At 71.4% G+C, this 16675-nt stretch carries 15 protein-coding genes and 1 tRNA gene; 14 read left to right on the top strand and 2 right to left on the bottom strand.

Features of this window, described 5'->3' with window-relative positions:
• Nucleotides 1-75: 75 nt before the first annotated feature.
• Entirely contained in the window at nt 76-846 is a 771-nt protein-coding gene (locus D9V36_RS07065) for an enoyl-CoA hydratase/isomerase family protein (RefSeq protein ID WP_129293012.1), read from the bottom strand.
• Between the two features lie 55 nt (nt 847-901).
• Here D9V36_RS07065 and D9V36_RS07060 point away from each other — a divergent pair, with 55 nt between their 5' ends.
• The 3 genes from D9V36_RS07060 to D9V36_RS07050 all read left to right on the top strand — a co-directional run bounded on the left by D9V36_RS07060 (nt 902) and on the right by D9V36_RS07050 (nt 3530).
• Nucleotides 902-2593 carry an ABC-F family ATP-binding cassette domain-containing protein gene (locus D9V36_RS07060; RefSeq protein WP_129293011.1) on the top strand — a complete coding sequence of 564 codons (1692 nt, stop codon included), beginning with the start codon at nt 902-904 and terminating at the stop codon, nt 2591-2593.
• A gap of 119 nt (nt 2594-2712) precedes the next feature.
• Nucleotides 2713-2786 (top strand) — tRNA-Met (locus tag D9V36_RS07055).
• 252 nt (nt 2787-3038) lie between these two features.
• Nucleotides 3039-3530 (top strand): ATP-binding protein, encoded by a 492-nt coding sequence (locus D9V36_RS07050; protein ID WP_129293010.1) that lies wholly within the window; start codon nt 3039-3041, stop codon nt 3528-3530.
• Here D9V36_RS07050 and idi read toward each other — a convergent pair.
• Complete coding sequence (idi, locus tag D9V36_RS07045; RefSeq protein WP_129293009.1) at nt 3505-4116, bottom strand: isopentenyl-diphosphate Delta-isomerase; 612 nt, start codon at nt 4114-4116, stop codon at nt 3505-3507. The genes D9V36_RS07050 and idi overlap by 26 nt on opposite strands.
• Nucleotides 4117-4674: 558 nt before the next feature.
• Between idi and D9V36_RS07040 the strand changes: the two genes are divergently transcribed.
• The 11 genes from D9V36_RS07040 (at nt 4675) to D9V36_RS06990 (ending at nt 16663) form a co-directional block, all read left to right on the top strand.
• The gene (locus tag D9V36_RS07040; RefSeq protein ID WP_129293008.1) at nt 4675-6480 is read left to right on the top strand and encodes a DUF5941 domain-containing protein; all 1806 of its coding nucleotides are present in this window, start codon (nt 4675-4677) and stop codon (nt 6478-6480) included.
• Nucleotides 6477-7214 carry a sugar phosphate nucleotidyltransferase gene (locus D9V36_RS07035; RefSeq protein ID WP_069570960.1) on the top strand — a complete coding sequence of 246 codons (738 nt, stop codon included), beginning with the start codon at nt 6477-6479 and terminating at the stop codon, nt 7212-7214. The genes D9V36_RS07040 and D9V36_RS07035 overlap by 4 nt, the downstream gene beginning before the upstream one ends.
• Nucleotides 7202-8263, top strand: a complete 1062-nt coding sequence (locus D9V36_RS07030; protein ID WP_129293007.1) for an iron-containing alcohol dehydrogenase family protein — start codon at nt 7202-7204, stop codon at nt 8261-8263. Before D9V36_RS07035 ends, D9V36_RS07030 begins: the two co-directional genes overlap by 13 nt.
• Nucleotides 8241-9020, top strand: a complete 780-nt coding sequence (locus D9V36_RS07025) for a CDP-alcohol phosphatidyltransferase family protein (protein WP_129293006.1) — start codon at nt 8241-8243, stop codon at nt 9018-9020. Before D9V36_RS07030 ends, D9V36_RS07025 begins: the two co-directional genes overlap by 23 nt.
• A gap of 23 nt (nt 9021-9043) precedes the next feature.
• Nucleotides 9044-9916: a glycosyltransferase family 2 protein gene (locus D9V36_RS07020; protein WP_129293005.1), complete on the top strand. Its 873-nt coding sequence runs from the start codon at nt 9044-9046 to the stop codon at nt 9914-9916.
• Between the two features lie 78 nt (nt 9917-9994).
• Nucleotides 9995-10924: an ABC transporter permease gene (locus D9V36_RS07015; RefSeq protein WP_129293004.1), complete on the top strand. Its 930-nt coding sequence runs from the start codon at nt 9995-9997 to the stop codon at nt 10922-10924.
• Nucleotides 10917-11720, top strand: coding sequence for an ABC transporter ATP-binding protein (locus tag D9V36_RS07010; protein ID WP_206739613.1), 804 nt, complete (start codon nt 10917-10919; stop codon nt 11718-11720). The genes D9V36_RS07015 and D9V36_RS07010 overlap by 8 nt, the downstream gene beginning before the upstream one ends.
• 450 nt (nt 11721-12170) lie before the next feature.
• Nucleotides 12171-13037 carry a squalene synthase HpnC gene (gene hpnC, locus D9V36_RS07005; protein ID WP_129298243.1) on the top strand — a complete coding sequence of 289 codons (867 nt, stop codon included), beginning with the start codon at nt 12171-12173 and terminating at the stop codon, nt 13035-13037.
• Nucleotides 13034-13987, top strand: coding sequence for a presqualene diphosphate synthase HpnD (gene hpnD / locus D9V36_RS07000; protein WP_129293003.1), 954 nt, complete (start codon nt 13034-13036; stop codon nt 13985-13987). Before hpnC ends, hpnD begins: the two co-directional genes overlap by 4 nt.
• Before the next feature lie 100 nt (nt 13988-14087).
• On the top strand, nt 14088-15545 hold the full coding sequence (hpnE, locus tag D9V36_RS06995; RefSeq protein WP_431357649.1) for a hydroxysqualene dehydroxylase HpnE: 1458 nt from the start codon (nt 14088-14090) through the stop codon (nt 15543-15545).
• Complete coding sequence (locus tag D9V36_RS06990; RefSeq protein ID WP_129293002.1) at nt 15542-16663, top strand: polyprenyl synthetase family protein; 1122 nt, start codon at nt 15542-15544, stop codon at nt 16661-16663. Before hpnE ends, D9V36_RS06990 begins: the two co-directional genes overlap by 4 nt.
• The last annotated feature ends 12 nt before the right edge of the window (nt 16664-16675 follow it).

The following is a 16675-nucleotide window of genomic DNA, read 5'->3' as shown; positions in this document are numbered from 1 at the left end:
GCGGGCCTCACCCGCCCGGGCCCGCGTAAGGCCCGCCCCGCGTGAGGCCCGCTCCGCATAAGGCCGCCCCCGGCGTCAGCCCGTCGGCCAGGTGAAGCGCGGAGCCCTGCGCTCCAGGAAGGCGGCGGCACCCTCCGCGGTGTCGCCGCTCGCCCGCGCCTGCGCGGCCCAGTGGGCGCCGCGCGCCTCGGCCTCGGCCGGCGGCACGTCCCAGGTCCCGTCGGCCAGCTCCTTCGCCGCGGTCTGTGTCAGCAGCGACCGGCTCGCCAGGACGGCCGAGAATTCCGCCACCCGCTTGTCCAGCGCGCCCTCGGGCAGCACCTCGTCCACCAGGCCGGTCCGCAGCGCCCGTGCGCAGTCGATCAACTCGCCCGAGAACAACAGGTACTTGGCGGTGGACAGCCCGGCCAGCCGGACCAGCCGCCGGGTGGCGGCCGCCGGATAGGCGACCGCCAGCTTGGCCGGCGTCACCCCCAACAGTGCGCCCTCCTCCGCGAACCGCAGATCGCAGGCGGCCGCCAACTGGGTGCCGCCGCCCACGCAATAGCCGCGTATCGCCGCCAGCGTCGGCCCGGGAAACGCCGCCAGCGCCTCCTCGGCCGCCGCCGCCAGCCCCTGCGACTCGCCCGCCGGATCCCGCAGCGACCCGATGTCGGCGCCCGCGCAGAACGTCGTGCCCTCACCGGTCAGCACCAGCGACCGGACCGCGCGGTCGGCCGCCAGCCGCTCCAGCAGCGGCGGCAGGTCCCGCCACATCTGCACGGTCATGGCATTGCGCTTGCCGGTATTGCTGATGGTGACGGTCGCTGTGCCGTCGCTGACATGCGTCTTCAGACCGGGTTCCATGCTCCGGATATTAGAGCGACCGCGTTGGACCGGTCCGGATACGATCGGCGGCCTGATGTCAGCAACTCTTGTCGCCAAAGATCTCGCCGCCGGCCACGGCGAGCGCGTCCTGTTCTCCGGCCTCGATCTGGTCGTCGCCCCCGGCGATGTGGTCGGCCTTGTCGGCGCCAACGGCGCGGGCAAGTCCACGCTGCTGCGCCTGCTGGCCGGCCTGGACACTCCGGAGGACGGCACGCTCTCGCTCGGCCCGCCCACCGCCACGGTCGGCCACCTCCCCCAGGAGCCCGACCGCCGCCCGGGAGAGACCGTACGCACCTTCTTCGCCCGCCGTACAGGCGTGGCCGAGGCCCAGCTCGCCCTGGACACCACCACCCAGGCGCTGGTCGACGAGCGGCCCGGAGCGGACGACGCCTACGCCACGGCGCTGGAGCGCTGGCTCGCGCTGGGCGCGGCCGACCTCGACGAACGCGCCGAGGAAACCGCCGCACAGCTCGGCCTGTCCGTCAGCCTCGACCAGCCGATGACCACGCTCTCCGGCGGCCAGGCCGCCCGTGCCTCGCTCGCCTCGCTGCTGCTCTCCCGTTACGACATCTTCCTGCTGGACGAGCCGACCAACGACCTCGACCTGGACGGTCTGCACCGGCTGGAGTCCTTCGTCACGGGGCTGCGCGCCGGCACCGTTCTGGTCAGCCACGACCGCGAGTTCCTGACCCGCACGGTCACCCGCGTCGTCGAACTCGACCTCGCCCAGCAGCAGGTCAACACCTACGGCGGTGGCTACACCTCCTACCTGGAGGAGCGCGAACGGGCCCGGCGCCATGCGCGGGAGCAGTACGAGGAGTACGCCGACACCAAGGCCGCCCTGGAGACCCGGGCGCACACCCAGCGCAACTGGATGGAGAAGGGCGTCAAGAACGCCCGCCGCAAGGCCCCCGACAACGACAAGATCGGCCGCAATGCCCGGGTGGAGGCCACCGAGAAGCAGGCCGCCAAGGCCAAGCAGACCCAGCGACTGATCGAGCGGATGGAGGTGGTCGAGGAACCGCGCAAGGAGTGGGAGCTGCGGATGGAGATCGCCGCCGCGCCCCGCGCCGGTGCGGTCGTGGCCACCCTGCGCGGCGCCGGCCTGCGACGCGGCGACTTCCGCTTCGGCCCGGTGGACCTGCAGATCGACTGGGCGGACCGGGTCGCCATCACCGGCCCCAACGGCTCCGGCAAGTCGACCCTGCTCGCCGCCCTGCTCGGCCGGCTCCCGCTGGAGACGGGGCACGCCGCCCTGGGCCCCGGCGTGGTGGTCGGCGAGGTCGACCAGGCGCGCGGCCGGCTCTTCGGCGCACCCGGACCGGACGGCGACCGGACACCCGGCGACCGGACAGAGGGCGACCAGTCGCTGATGGACGCCTTCCGGGCCTGTGTCCCCGACCTTCCGCCCGCCGACGTCCGTACGCTGCTGGCGAAGTTCGGACTGAAGGCGGCGCATGTGCTGCGCCCGGCGCGCACCCTGTCACCGGGGGAGCGGACCCGCGCCGCGCTGGCCCTCCTCCAGGGCCGCGGGGTCAACCTCCTCGTCCTGGACGAGCCGACCAACCACCTCGATCTGCCGGCCATCGAGCAGCTGGAGTCCGCGCTCGCCTCGTACCCCGGCACCCTGCTGCTGGTCACGCACGACCGCCGGATGCTCGAAGCGGTGCACACCACCCGCCGGATCGAGGTCGACGGCGGACGGGTCACCGACCGGGCGGTCTGAGGACGCGGCCGGATCACCGTCCGACGCGGGCGGTGGTCCGGGACCGGCGGGCCCGCGGCACCCGCGATGATTATCGATTTGGTCCTGAGGCTGCCGCCCCGTAGGGTGGTGTTCACCGACGCGGGGTGGAGCAGCTCGGTAGCTCGCTGGGCTCATAACCCAGAGGTCGCAGGTTCAAATCCTGTCCCCGCTACTGAAACAGCGCGGCGGGACCGATGCCCAGGCACCGGTCCCGCCGCGCTGTGCGTTCCGGTGGCACCGCCCGGCGGGCGCGGATCGTATGGGGGTCACCTCCGGTAAGTCCGCGAACAACCCATAAAAGCAACAGGATCGGTCGCCGGGCCGATCGCCTCATTCGCAATCGGCCATAAGGCGTCGATAAGCGCTGACTTGTGTTCAGCCGACCGGTCCGGACCAACGCATTCTCAACACTCTTCCTGTGAGGATGCCTTCCGGACCCCCCGCAGAACCCCCCGAAGAGCTGACCTCCCCGCTCGCGTACGAAGGTGTCTGGCGGTTCACCGCCCCGGCACTGGAGTCTTCGGTGCCGCAGGCACGCCACGCGGTCCGGGATCTGCTCGCCGAACAGCGTGTTCCCGTGGCCGCCGAGATCATGGACGGCCTATTGCTCATCGTCTCCGAACTCGTCACCAACGCCGTCCGGCACGCCGCCCTGCTCTCGCCCCGGATCGCCGTCCAGGTCACCATCGGGGCGAACTGGCTACGGGTCGCGGTCGAGGACAACCACCCCTACCGCCCCAAGGCGCTGGAGGCGGAGCAGGGTGATGTCGGCGGCCGCGGCCTGTGGCTCGTCAAGACGCTCACCGCGGAGGCGGGCGGGAAATGTGACGTCGAGAACACGAGGAACGGCGGCAAGGCCATCTGGGCCGAGCTGCCGCTCACCCCGCTCACTACCAGCCCGCCGACCCTCCGGTGAGCTCGCGCACCGCCGGCCGCGCCGCGTCCAGCACGGTCATGAACCAGGCGGAGAAGGGCAGCTGGGCATGCCGCTCGGCCAGTTCCTCCGGCGTCACGAAGGCGATCTCGCCGATCTCCTCGGGGTCGGGCGCCGGCTCGGCCCGCACCAGCCCGACGAACAGGTGGTTGTACTCCTGCTCGACGAGGCCGGAGGCCGGGTCGGGGTGGTTGTAACGCACGGTGCCCGCCTCCGCCAGCAGGGCGGGCGCCAGGCCCAGCTCCTCCGAGGTCCGCCGGGCCGCGGCCACGAACGGTGCCTCACCGGGATACGGGTGGCCGCAGCAGGTGTTGGACCACACACCGGGGGAGTGGTACTTCCCCAGCGCCCGGCGCTGCAGCAGCAGCCGCCCCTTCTCGTCGAAGAGGAAGACGGAGAACGCCCGGTGCAACTGCCCGGGAGCCTGGTGGGCCGCGAGCTTCTCCGCGGTGCCGATCGTCGTACCGTCCTCGTCGACCAGCTCCAGCATGATCGGTTCGGCGGCGCCGCCCGGTGTGCTCACCGCCGGGTCCCCGGCGGTCTGTCCGTTGGCAGGTGTGATCGGCATGCCCATCCTTGTCGTCGGTCTTCGACGCCAAGTCTGCCCTAGCCGGGTCCGCATCACCGGCACAGCGGGTGCGCGGCGCCACATGCCAGCGCGCCGCCCCTTCCGTGCGCCCGGCCGTGAGATGGTCCACACCCCGCCGCCGCGCCCTTCGCCCCCGCTACGGACCGCGCGCGCCTCCCGGTGACGGCCGCGCCGGGCGGCGACCGCCCCCGGACCTGGGATGGCTCTCGCCACAACGGGCCCGGCACAACCCGCCCGCCCCGTGACCAGCCCGCTCATAACCGGCACCGGAGGGAACGCCAGGTCCGCGGGCCAGTTGTTCATGGACCACCTGATCCACCATGATGATCGCGGCAGGCGCAGCCGTCGGTCACTCGATCGAGCGGTGAATGCGCGGTGAACGGCCGCATCCGGCGATCCGATAGCCTCTGCCGACGTGCCACCCCAGCCCACCGGGCGCCAGGTGTGCCACGCCCGCTGCCCGGGTAGTTCGTATCGAATGCGGATCGATCACGAACCGTCCGTGCTGCCTTGTCAGCATCCAAGGAGTGAGTTCGACTGTCGACCGCCATCCTCACCGGTCCGCCGGTCGCCGGGTCGCCGCTCGAAGCCGACCTGCGCACGCTGGGCTTTGACGTCCGTACCGCGGACGACGCCGCATCCGCCGCCGAGCTGCTCGCCGCGGTGCCCGCCCAGGAGCGGGTCGCCGTCGTCGACCCCCGTTTCGTCGGCCATCTGCACGCCCTGCGGCTCGCACTGACCGACCCCCGCTTCCCCGCCGCGGCGGTGCCGGGCGCGCTCACCGCGCAGCCCGAGGCGCGCGCCGCGCTGACCCGCGCGGCCGGCAGGATCCCGGTCGGCGCCGGCACCGCCCACCTCACGGACGTCCTCACCGACACCCTCACCGAATCCCTCGACCGCGAGGTGACCGGACTGCACCGGGTCGAGCTCGGCAGCCTGGTCGCCACCGTCGCGCTCACCCCGGCGCAGCGCGAGGACGCCCGGGAGGCCGTCGCCGCCGTCGACGACGAGGCCGTACGGCTGCGCACCGCCGTGAAGTCCCGTGACGGGTTCTTCACCACGTACTGCATCAGCCCGTACTCCCGCTACCTGGCCCGCTGGTGCGCGCGCCGAGGGCTCACCCCCAACCAGGTCACCACCGCGTCCCTGCTCACCGCGCTGATCGCGGCCGGCTGCGCGGCCACCGGAACCCGCGGCGGCTTCGTCGCGGCCGGCCTGCTGCTCCTCTTCTCCTTCGTCCTGGACTGCACCGACGGGCAGCTCGCCCGCTACTCCCTGCAGTACTCGACGATGGGCGCCTGGCTGGACGCCACCTTCGACCGGGCCAAGGAGTACGCGTACTACGCGGGCCTGGCCCTCGGAGCGGCCCGTGGCGGAGACGACGTATGGGCGCTGGCGCTGGGCGCGATGGTGCTGCAGACCTGCCGCCATGTCGTCGACTTCTCCTTCAACGAGGCGAACCACGACGCGACCGCCAACACCAGCCCCACCGCCGCGCTCTCCGACAAGCTCGACAGCGTCGGCTGGACGGTCTGGGTGCGGCGGATGATCGTGCTGCCGATCGGTGAGCGCTGGGCCATGATCGCGGTGCTCACCGCGCTCACCACCCCGCGCATCGTCTTCTACGCCCTGCTCATCGGCTGTGCGCTGGCCGCCTGCTACACCACGGCGGGCCGGGTGCTGCGCTCGCTGACCCGGCGGGCCCGGCGCACCGACCGCGCCGCCCAGGCGCTGGCCGATCTCGCCGACTCCGGGCCGCTCGCCGAGCTGATCGCCGGCCGTGGCCGCGGCCGCGGCCGTACCGGGTCCTTCCTGGCGCCGGTCATGGCGTTTCTCTCAGCCGCCGTGCTGCTGGTCTGGGTGATCTTCCAGGACGACCCGATGTCCTGGCTCACCGTCGGCGTCGCCGTCTGTTCCGCGCTGCTGGCCGGTGCCGCCGTGGCACGGCCGCTCAAGGGCGCCCTCGACTGGCTCGTTCCGCCCTTCTTCCGGGCCGGCGAATACGTCACGATCCTGGTCCTGGCCGCCCGTGCGGACGTCCCCGGAGCGCTGCCCGCGGCGTTCGGGCTGGTCGCGGCGGTCGCCTACCATCACTACGACACGGTCTACCGCATCCGCGGTGGCACCGGAGCCCCGCCGCGGTGGCTCGTCCGGGCGACCGGCGGACATGAGGGACGGATCCTCGTGATCACCGTTCTCGCCGCCGCTCTGTCCCCTGAAGGTTTCACAATCGCGCTGACGGCCCTCGCTGTGGTCCTGGCGCTGCTGGTGCTCGTCGAGAGCATCCGTTTCTGGGTGTCCTCCCAAGCACCCGCCGTACACGATGAAGGAGAAACCGCATGATCGGCCTCGTGCTGGCGGCCGGCGCCGGACGGCGTCTGCGCCCCTACACCGACACCCTGCCCAAGGCCCTGGTGCCGGTCGACGGGGACACCACCATCCTCGACCTGACCCTCGGCAACTTCGCCGAGATCGGCCTGACCGAGGTCGCGATCATCGTCGGCTACCGCAAGGAAGCCGTCTACGAGCGCAAGGAGGCCCTGGAGCAGAAGTACGGCCTCAAGCTCACCCTCATCGACAACGACAAGGCCGAGGAGTGGAACAACGCCTACTCCCTGTGGTGCGGCCGTGACTCGATCAAGCACACCGTGATCCTCGCCAACGGCGACACCGTGCACCCGGTCTCCGTCGAGAAGACCCTGCTCGCCGCCCGCGGCAACGGCCAGAAGATCATCCTCGCGCTGGACACCGTCAAGCAGCTCGCCGACGAAGAGATGAAGGTCGTCGTGGACCCCGCCAAGGGCGTCCAGAAGATCACGAAGCTGATGGACCCGGCCGAGGCGACCGGCGAGTACATCGGCGTCACCCTCATCGAGGGCGAGGCCGCCGACGAGCTGGCCGACGCCCTGAAGACCACCTTCGAGCGGGACCCCGACCTCTACTACGAGGACGGCTACCAGGAGCTGGTCAACCGCGGCTTCAAGGTGGACGTGGCGCCGATCGGCGACGTCAAGTGGGTCGAGATCGACAACCACGACGACCTGGCGAAGGGCCGTGACATCGCATGCCAGTACTGACCCGCCTCATTCCGTCCCCGGTCGTCGTCGACATCAACGCCGGCGCCCTGGACGACCTGGCGGGCCTGCTGGCCGATCAGCGCATCTCCGCGTCGGGCAAGCTCGCCATTGCGATCAGCGGCGGCTCGGGGGCACGGCTGCGTGAGCGGCTGTCCCCCCAGCTGCCGGGCGCCGAGTGGTACGAGGTCGGCGGCGGCACCCTGGACGAAGCGATCAAGCTCGCCGACGCCATGAAGAAGGGGCACTACGACGCGGTCGTGGGCCTCGGCGGCGGCAAGATCATCGACTGTGCCAAGTTCGCCGCGGCGCGCATCGGCCTGCCCCTGGTCGCCGTGGCGACGAACCTGTCGCACGACGGCCTGTGCTCGCCGGTCGCCACCCTCGACAACGACGCGGGCCGCGGCTCCTACGGTGTGCCGAACCCGATCGCCGTGGTGATCGACCTCGACATCATCCGTGAGGCCCCGGTCCGGTTCGTCCGCTCCGGCATCGGTGACGCGATCTCCAACATCTCCGCGGTCGCGGACTGGGAGCTCTCGCACCGCGAGACCGGCGAGGCGATCGACGGACTGGCCGCCGCCATGGCGCGCCAGGCCGGCGAGGCCGTGCTCCGGCACCCCGGCGGGGTCGGCGACGACGCCTTCCTCCAGGTGCTGGCCGAGGGCCTGGTCCTGACCGGTATCTCGATGTCGGTAGCCGGTGACAGCCGTCCGGCGTCCGGCGCCTGCCACGAGATCAACCACGCGCTCGACATCCTCTACCCCAAGCGCGCCGCGAGCCACGGCGAGCAGTGCGGCCTCGCCGCCGCCTTCGCCACGCATCTGCGCGGGGACAAGGAGACCCGTGACCTGATGGTCGAGGTGCTGCGCCGGCACGGCCTGCCGGTCACGCCGGGCGAGATCGGCTTCGCGGACGAGGAATTCGTCGAGGCCGTCGAGTACGCACCCAAGACCCGCCCCGGGCGCTACACCATCCTCGAACACCTCGACCTGTCCACCGACCAGATCAGGGACGCCTACGCCGACTATGCACAAGCCATCGGTAGCTGAGCTCCGGCCGGTCGTTCACCCCCCGGGGGTGAAGGACCGGCGGAGCGGCGAGCACTGGGCCGGCCGGCTCTACATGCGCGAGCTCTCGCTGCGCATCGACCGCCACCTGGTGAACACGCGGATCACCCCCAACCAGCTGACCTACGTGATGACCGTGGCCGGCGTCCTCGCCGCACCCGCCCTGCTGGTGCCGGGGATTCCGGGGGCCCTGCTCGGCGTGCTGATGGTCCAGCTCTACCTGCTGCTCGACTGTGTCGACGGCGAGGTCGCCCGCTGGAAGAAGCAGTTCTCGCTGGGCGGGGTGTACCTGGACCGGGTCGGCGCCTACCTGTGCGACGCGGCGGTGCTGGTCGGCTTCGGCCTGCGCGCCGCCGACCTGTGGGGTACCGGGCGGATCGACTGGCTGTGGGCCTTCCTCGGCACGCTCGCCGCGCTCGGCGCCATCCTGATCAAGGCCGAGACCGACCTCGTCGGTGTCGCCCGTCACCAGGGCGGTCTTCCGCCGGTCAAGGAGACGGCTTCCGAGCCGCGCTCGTCCGGGATGGCGCTGGCCCGCAAGGCGGCCGCCGCGCTGAAGTTCCACCGCCTGGTCCTCGGGGTCGAGGCCTCGCTGTTGATCCTGGTCCTGGCGGTCCTGGACACGGTCAGGGGCGATCTGTTCTTCTCACGGCTCGGCGTCGCCGTGCTGGCGGGCATCGCGCTCCTGCAGACCCTGCTGCACCTGGTGTCCATCCTCGCCTCCAGCAGGCTCAAGTGACGGGAGCCGGAGTGGGTAGGAGCATGAAGCTCGGTGCGGTTGTCCTGACCATGGGCAACCGCCCCGAGGAACTGCGCGCGCTGCTGGACTCGGTCGCCAAGCAGGAGGGCGACCCGATCGAGATCGCGGTCGTCGGCAACGGTTCGCCGCTGCCGGAGCTCCCCGAGGGCGTACGGACCGTCGAGCTGCCGGAGAACGTCGGCATCCCGGCCGGCCGCAATGTCGGTATCGAGGCGTTCGGTCCCGGCGGCAACGAGGTCGACGTCCTGCTTTTCCTGGACGACGACGGGCTGCTGGCCAGGGAGGACACCGCCGAGCTGTGCCGGGAGGCCTTCGCCGCCGACCCCGGCCTCGGGATCATCAGCTTCCGGATCGCCGACCCGGACACCGGGGAGACCCAGCGCCGCCATGTGCCGCGGCTACGGGCCTCGGACCCCCTGCGCTCGTCGCGGGTCACCACCTTCCTCGGCGGTGCCAACGCGGTCCGTACGCAGGTGTTCGAGGAGGTCGGCGGGCTGCCCGACGACTTCTTCTACGCTCATGAGGAGACCGATCTGGCCTGGCGGGCGCTGGACGCCGGCTGGCAGATCGACTACCGCTCCGACATGGTGCTCTTCCATCCGACGACGGCACCGGCCCGGCACGCGGTCTACCACCGGATGGTGGCCCGTAACCGGGTGTGGCTGGCCCGGCGCAACCTCCCCGCCCCGCTGGTTCCGGTCTATCTCGGTGTCTGGTTTCTGCTCACCCTCGCCCGCCGGCCCTCGCGACCGGCGCTGCGGGCCTGGCTGGGTGGCTTCAAGGAGGGCTGGGCGACCCCGAGCGGTCCCAGGCGCCCCATGAAGTGGGCTACCGTTTGGCGACTGACCCGACTGGGCCGCCCTCCCGTCATCTGACAAGCTCATCTCTGAGAGCATCAGGCGCGAACCGGGGCGTGGCCCCGGCAGCGCACCTTGAGGACGAAAGTGTCAACTGTGAGCGAGACCACGCACGACGGTGCGGTCGCCATGAGTGCCCCGCCATCTTCCGATGACGGGCTCACCCCTGCCCAGCGGGCCCAGAAGTACGGGCTCTCGCAGAGCGGGGCCCGTCCCTCGCTGCCCGAGTACGTCCGGCAGCTGTGGGACCGGCGGCATTTCATCTCCGCGTTCGCCAGCGCCAAGCTGACGGCGCAGTACAGCCAGGCCAAGCTGGGCCAGGTCTGGCAGGTGGCGACGCCGCTGCTGAACGCGCTCGTGTACTACTTGATCTTCGGCGTACTGATCGGCACGAGCCGGGGCATTGACGACTTCGTCCCGTTCCTGGTCACCGGTGTCTTCATCTTCACCTTCACCCAGAGCTCGGTGATGGCCGGTACGCGGGCGATCTCCGGCAACCTCGGCCTGGTGCGGGCGCTGCACTTCCCGCGGGCCTGCCTGCCGATCTCGTTCTGCCTGATGCAGCTGCAGCAGCTGCTGTTCTCCATGGGCGTGCTGGTGATCATCCTGCTCGGCTTCGGACAGGTCCCGACCTGGTCGTGGCTGCTGGCCCTCCCGGCGCTGACGCTGCAGTTCGTCTTCAACACCGGCCTGGCGATGGTCATGGCGCGGATGGGCGCGAAGACCCCGGACCTGGCGCAGCTGATGCCCTTCATCATGCGGACGTGGATGTACGCGTCCGGCGTGATGTTCAGCATCGATCTGATCCTCAAGGGCAAGCACGTCCCGCACTTCGTGGAGGTCCTGCTCAACGGGAACCCGGCCGCGGTCTACATCGACCTGATGCGTTTCGCGCTGATCGACAGCTTCAAGGCGAACCAGTTGCCGCCCCATGTGTGGGCGTTCGCGGCCGGCTGGGCCCTGCTGGCCGGCGTGGCGGGCTTTGTGTACTTCTGGAAGGCTGAGGAGCGGTACGGACGTGGCTGAACAGAAGCAGGGCATCGAGCCGACCGAGGCCGCCGAGGCCCGTATCCCGACGGTGATCGCGGACGATCTGCACATCGTCTACCGCGTCTACGGCACCGGTGCGGGCAAGGGCAGCGCCACCGCGGCGCTGAACCGGATCGTGCGCCGCAAGCCCTCCACGGGGGTGCGCGAGGTGCATGCGGTCAAGGGGGTTTCCTTCACCGCCTACCGCGGTGAGTCGATCGGCCTGATCGGTTCCAACGGTTCGGGCAAGTCGACGCTGCTCAAGGCGGTCGCCGGCCTGCTGCCCGCCGAGCGCGGCAAGGTCTACACCCACGGCCAGCCCTCGCTGCTGGGCGTGAACGCGGCCCTGATGAACGACCTGACCGGCGAGAAGAACGTCCTGCTGGGCGGCCTGGCCATGGGCATGAGCCGCGAACAGGTCCGCGAGCGCTACGACGGCATCGTCGACTTCTCCGGCATCAACGAGAAGGGCGACTTCATCTCGCTGCCGATGCGCACCTACTCCTCCGGCATGGCCGCCCGCCTGCGGTTCTCCATCGCCGCCGCCAAGGACCACGACGTCCTGATGATCGACGAGGCGCTGGCCACCGGCGACCGCAGCTTCCAGAAGCGCTCCGAGGCCCGCATCCGCGAACTGCGCAAGGAGGCCGGCACGGTCTTCCTCGTCAGCCACAACAACAAGTCCATCCGCGACACCTGCGACCGGACCCTGTGGCTGGAGCGCGGCGAGCTGCTGATGGACGGCCCGACGGATGAAGTGATCAAGGCGTACGAAAAGGAGACGGGCAAATAGTCCGCTGCGCACCCGAAGGCCTCCGTGAGTCCGCCTCGCGGGGGCCTTCGAGCGTGAGGAAAAGGTCAACTCCGTTGACACCCGGAACAGTTCGGGCGTAATGGGTATTGACGGGATGGTTGCCCCGGGCTTCGGTACCCCCTCGGACGCGGGTGAGATGTACGGCGTAAGCTGTACGGGTGCCGAACGGCACAAGTGGGATATGTCGGGCAATGCTCGCCCAAGCGGGTGATGCGGGCTCGATCAGGGCGCGGCGACGACTGCGGCGTGTCCGAAATGGGATGTTTTGTCTTGGCGGTGTAGAACGGGAGACGTGACGGCAATGGCTACTGGTTCGCTCCGGCACCGAAATGCGCCGGGCAGCCCCCGGTGAGCCGAGACAACGAGCAGGCGCGTCGCGCCTTCCTCCGAAGGGGGGCGGCGGGTGACGGACGGGAGCAGACGCGCACCGTGCTCGATCAGGCCGCACACGAGAACTTCCCCGTCGCACCGTTCTTCCTGCCCCGCGCCTGGCGGACCGATCTGATGGCCGTCTACGGCTTCGCCCGGCTCGTCGACGACATCGGTGACGGCGATCTCGCACCCGGCGGCGGCGATGCCGTACTCCTCGGGCTCGACCGCGCACAGTACGACGACCGGCCCGCGCTGCTGGACGCCCTCGAAGCGGACCTGCACCGCGTCTTCAGCGACCGGGCCCCCGGCCCCGGGCATCCGCTGCTGCGCCGCCTCGGCCCGACCGTCCGCCGCTGTGCGCTGGCCCCGGGGCCTTTCCTCGATCTCATCGAGGCCAACCGGCAGGACCAGCGGGTGAGCCGCTACGGCACCTACGGCGACCTGGCCGCCTACTGCGAGCTGTCCGCCAACCCCGTCGGCCGCCTCGTCCTGGCCCTCACCGGCACCGCGAGCCCCGAACGCATCCGCCGCTCCGACGCGGTCTGCACCGCCCTGCAGATCGTCGAGCACATCCAGGACGTGGCCGAGGACCTGGGGCGCGACCGCATCTACCTGCCGGCCGAGGACCGGAAGCGCTTCGGCGTCGACGAGGCCGATCTGGCCGCGCCGAGCGGGGGCGCATCGGTGCGCGCGCTGATCGCTTACGAGGCCGAACGCGCCCGTGAGCTGCTGCGTGAAGGCACCCCGCTGGTGGGTAGCGTCCACGGCAGGCTCAAGCTGCTGCTGGCCGGATTCGTGGCCGGCGGACGCGCTGCACTCCAGGCGGTCGCGGCCGCCGATTACGACGTACTCCCTGGACCGCCCAAGCCGACCAAGCTCAGCCTGCTGCGCGAGGTAGGGGCGACATTGCGAAGAGAGGGGTGAGTCGGACCGTGGAGGCAACTGCACACGCGTCCGCGCCGGTGCTCGCTGCGTACCGCTACTGCGAGGCCGTCACCGGGCAGCAGGCACGGAACTTCGCCTACGGCATCCGGCTGCTGCCGGCCGACAAGCGGCAGGCCATGTCGGCGCTCTACGCCTTCTCCCGCCGGGTCGACGACATCGGCGACGGCACCCTGGAACCCGCCGCCAAGCAAAGCCGCCTGGAGGACACCCGGGCGGTGCTGGCACGCATCAAGGACGGCCGGATCGACGAGGACGACACCGACCCGGTGGCCGTCGCGCTGGCCGACGCCGCCCGCCGCTTCCCGCTGCCCCTGGACGGCCTCGACGAGCTGATCGACGGCGTGCTGATGGATGTGCGCGGCGAGACCTACGAGACCTGGGACGAGCTGCGCGGTTACTGCCGCTGCGTCGCCGGTGCGATCGGCCGGCTCTCGCTGGGCGTGTTCGGCACCGTACCGGGCGCGCCGGACGCCGAGCGGGCCTTCGAGTACGCCGACACCCTCGGTCTGGCCCTGCAACTCACCAACATTCTCCGGGATGTTCGCGAGGACGCCGGGAACGGCCGTACGTACCTCCCCGCCGAGGACCTTGCCAAGTTCGGCTGCGCGGCGGGCTTCCAGGGGCCCGTGCCGCCGCCCGGCTCCGACTTCACCGGCCTGGTGCACTTCGAGGCGCAACGTGCCCGCGCGCTGTTCGCCGAGGGATTCAGGCTGCTGCCGATGCTCGACCGGCGCAGCGGTGCCTGTGTGGCCGCGATGGCCGGCATCTACCACCGGCTGCTGACCCGGATCGCCGCCGACCCCGAGGCGGTGCTGCGCGGCCGGGTCTCGCTGCCCGGCCGGGAGAAGGCCTTCGTCGCGGTGCGCGGGCTCTCCGGGCTCGACGCGCGGGCGATCGGCCGCCGGGAGTCCGTGCGGAGGCGCGGATGATGCGCCGGGCGTCGAACGACAGCGGTGATCCCGCGCCAGTGCGGCGGGCAACCCTCCCGGGGGTGGCTGCGTCCCTCACAGCAGTACGGGGGGAGAGCACATGACACCGGGAGCCATGCGGCCCGGCCGGCGGCACGACCTGCCGTCCGGCCGTCCCGACGGGGCGGCGGCGGTGGTGATCGGCGGCGGGCTCGCGGGCACGACCGCGGCGCTCGCGCTGGCCGATGCGGGCCTGCGGGTCACCCTTGTCGAAGGCCGCCCCCGTCTCGGCGGGCTGGTCTTCTCCTTCCGCCGCGAATCCGGCGTCGGCGAGCTGAGCGTCGACAACGGCCAGCACGTCTTCCTGCGCTGCTGCACCGCCTACAGCGAGCTGCTGGAACGGCTCGGTGCCGCGCACCTGGTGCCCCTGCAGGACCGGATGGACGTCCCCGTCCTCGACGCCGACCGGATGCGGCTCGGCCGGCTGCGCCGCACGGCGCTCCCCGTACCGCTGCACCTCGCCGGGAGCCTGGCCGGCTACCCGCACCTCTCGCCCGCCGAGCGCGCCGGGGTCGTCCGCGCCACCCTCGCGCTGAAGGGCCTCGACCCGGCCGACCCCGCCCTGGACCGGCAGGACTTCGGCAGCTGGCTGCGCCGCCACGGCCAGTCCGCCCGCGCCGTCGAGGCGCTGTGGGACCTGGTCGGCATCGCGACCCTCAACGCCCGCGCCGAGGACGCCTCGACGGGCCTGGCCGCCAAGGTCTTCAAGACCGGACTGCTGTCCGCCCCCGGTGCCGCCGACATCGGCTGGGCCCGGGTCCCGCTCGGCGACGTCCACGACGACCTCGCCCGCAGCGCCCTGGAGAAGGCCGGCGTCCGCATCGCCCTGCGCACCCGCGCCGGGGCCCTCACCCGCAGCGACGACGGCTGGCAGGTCACGGTGGAGAAGGGGCCGCACGAGCGCGAGCAGCTGACCGCGGACACCGTCGTCCTCGCCGTACCCCAGCGCGAGGCGCACGCCCTGCTGCCCGACGCGGCACTGGACGGCAAGGACCGGCTGCTGGACATCGGCACCGCCCCCATCCTCAACCTCCATGTCGTCTACGACCGCAAGGTGCTGCGCCGCCCGTTCTTCGCCGCGGTCGGCTCCCCGGTCCAGTGGGTCTTCGACCGCACCGACACCTCGGGGCTGACGCGCCTTCCCGGCCAGGAGCGCAGCCAGTATCTGGCGGTCTCGCAGTCCGCGGCGCAGGAGGAGATCGACCAGCCGGTCGCCAAGCTCCGTGCCCGCTATCTGCCCGAGCTGGAGCGGCTGCTGCCCGCAGCCCGCGGCGCCAGGATCCACGACTTCTTCGTCACCCGCGAGCGCACCGCGACCTTCGCGCCCGCGCCGGGCGTCGGCAGGCTCCGCCCCGCCGCCCGCACCCAAGCCCCCGGCCTGTTCCTGGCCGGTGCGTGGACCGCCACCGGGTGGCCCGCGACCATGGAAAGCGCTGTTCGCAGCGGCACTGCCGCCGCTCGCGAGGCACTCACCGAACTCGGCTGCCCCCAGGGCCAGTTGCCTCAGGAGGCGGCATGACCACGAGTACGAGCGCTCCCACGAGCACGAGCACCGGAAACAGAGGAGAAACCGTGAACCCGGCTTCCCCAGCTATCGATACCGAGAGCGTCACCGCGCTGCTGGAGCGCGGGCGGACACTCGCCACTCCCGTGCTGCGTGCCGCCGTGGACCGGCTCGCTCCTCCCATGGACACCGTCGCCGCCTACCACTTCGGATGGATCGACGCAGAGGGCCGCCCCACCGCGGGCGACAGCGGCAAGGCCGTACGGCCCGCGCTCGCCCTGCTGTCGGCCGAGGTGGCCGGCGCGGCCCCCGAGGTGGGCATCCCCGGCGCGGTCGCCGTCGAGCTGGTGCACAACTTCTCGCTGCTGCACGACGACCTCATGGACGGCGACGAGCAGCGCAGGCACCGCGACACCGTCTGGAAGGTCCACGGTCCCGCACAGGCCATCCTCGTCGGTGACGCGCTGTTCGCCCTCGCCAACGAAATACTGCTGGAGCTCGGCACGGTCGACGCCGGCCGGGCCACCCGCAGGCTCACCCAGGCCTCCCGCAAGCTGATCGACGGTCAGGCCCAGGACATCTCCTACGAGCACCGCGAGCGGGTCACCGTCGAGGAGTGCCTGGAGATGGAGGGCAACAAGACCGGCGCGCTGCTGGCCTGCGCCGTCTCCATCGGTGCGGTCCTCGGCGGCGCCGACGACCGCACCGCGGACACCCTGGAGCGGTACGGCTACCACCTCGGCCTCGCCTTCCAGGCCGTCGACGACCTGCTCGGCATCTGGGGCGACCCGGAGGCCACCGGCAAGCGGCCCTGGAGCGACCTGCGCCAGCGCAAGAAGTCGCTGCCGGTCGTCGCCGCGCTGGCCGCCGAGGGCCCGGCCGCCGAGCGTCTCGCCCGGATCCTCGCCGACGACGCGAAGAAGAGCGAGACCGAGATCGCCGACTTCACCGAGGAGGAGTTCGCCTCCCGCGCGGCCCTCATCGAGGAGGCCGGCGGCCGCGAGTGGACCTCCCAGGAGGCGCGCCGCCAGCACGCCACCGCCATTGCCGCCCTGAACGAGATCGAGATGCCGGAAAAGGTCCGTGCACAGCTCGTCGCACTCGCGGACTTCGTCGTTGTCCGGGAGAGATGAGCACCAGCGACA

The organism is Streptomyces lydicus (genome assembly GCF_004125265.1).
Lineage (GTDB): Bacteria > Actinomycetota > Actinomycetes > Streptomycetales > Streptomycetaceae > Streptomyces > Streptomyces lydicus_C.
The sequence above is the reverse complement of the archived record's forward strand: the minus strand, read 5'-3'. Positions and strand labels throughout refer to the sequence as shown.

Bases quoted from the DNA above. Each gene is read 5' to 3' on its own strand.
- D9V36_RS07030 (WP_129293007.1), top strand. From the start codon at position 7,202: ATGCCAGTACTGACCCGCCTCATTCCGTCCCCGGTCGTCGTCGACATC.
- D9V36_RS07065 (WP_129293012.1), bottom strand. From the start codon at position 846: ATGGAACCCGGTCTGAAGACGCATGTCAGCGACGGCACAGCGACCGTC.
- D9V36_RS07050 (WP_129293010.1), top strand. From the start codon at position 3,039: ATGCCTTCCGGACCCCCCGCAGAACCCCCCGAAGAGCTGACCTCCCCG.
- D9V36_RS06990 (WP_129293002.1), top strand. From the start codon at position 15,542: ATGACCACGAGTACGAGCGCTCCCACGAGCACGAGCACCGGAAACAGA.
- D9V36_RS07020 (WP_129293005.1), top strand. From the start codon at position 9,044: ATGAAGCTCGGTGCGGTTGTCCTGACCATGGGCAACCGCCCCGAGGAA.
- D9V36_RS07035 (WP_069570960.1), top strand. From the start codon at position 6,477: ATGATCGGCCTCGTGCTGGCGGCCGGCGCCGGACGGCGTCTGCGCCCC.
- idi (WP_129293009.1), bottom strand. From the start codon at position 4,116: ATGCCGATCACACCTGCCAACGGACAGACCGCCGGGGACCCGGCGGTG.
- hpnE (WP_431357649.1), top strand. From the start codon at position 14,088: ATGACACCGGGAGCCATGCGGCCCGGCCGGCGGCACGACCTGCCGTCC.
- D9V36_RS07025 (WP_129293006.1), top strand. From the start codon at position 8,241: ATGCACAAGCCATCGGTAGCTGAGCTCCGGCCGGTCGTTCACCCCCCG.
- D9V36_RS07060 (WP_129293011.1), top strand. From the start codon at position 902: ATGTCAGCAACTCTTGTCGCCAAAGATCTCGCCGCCGGCCACGGCGAG.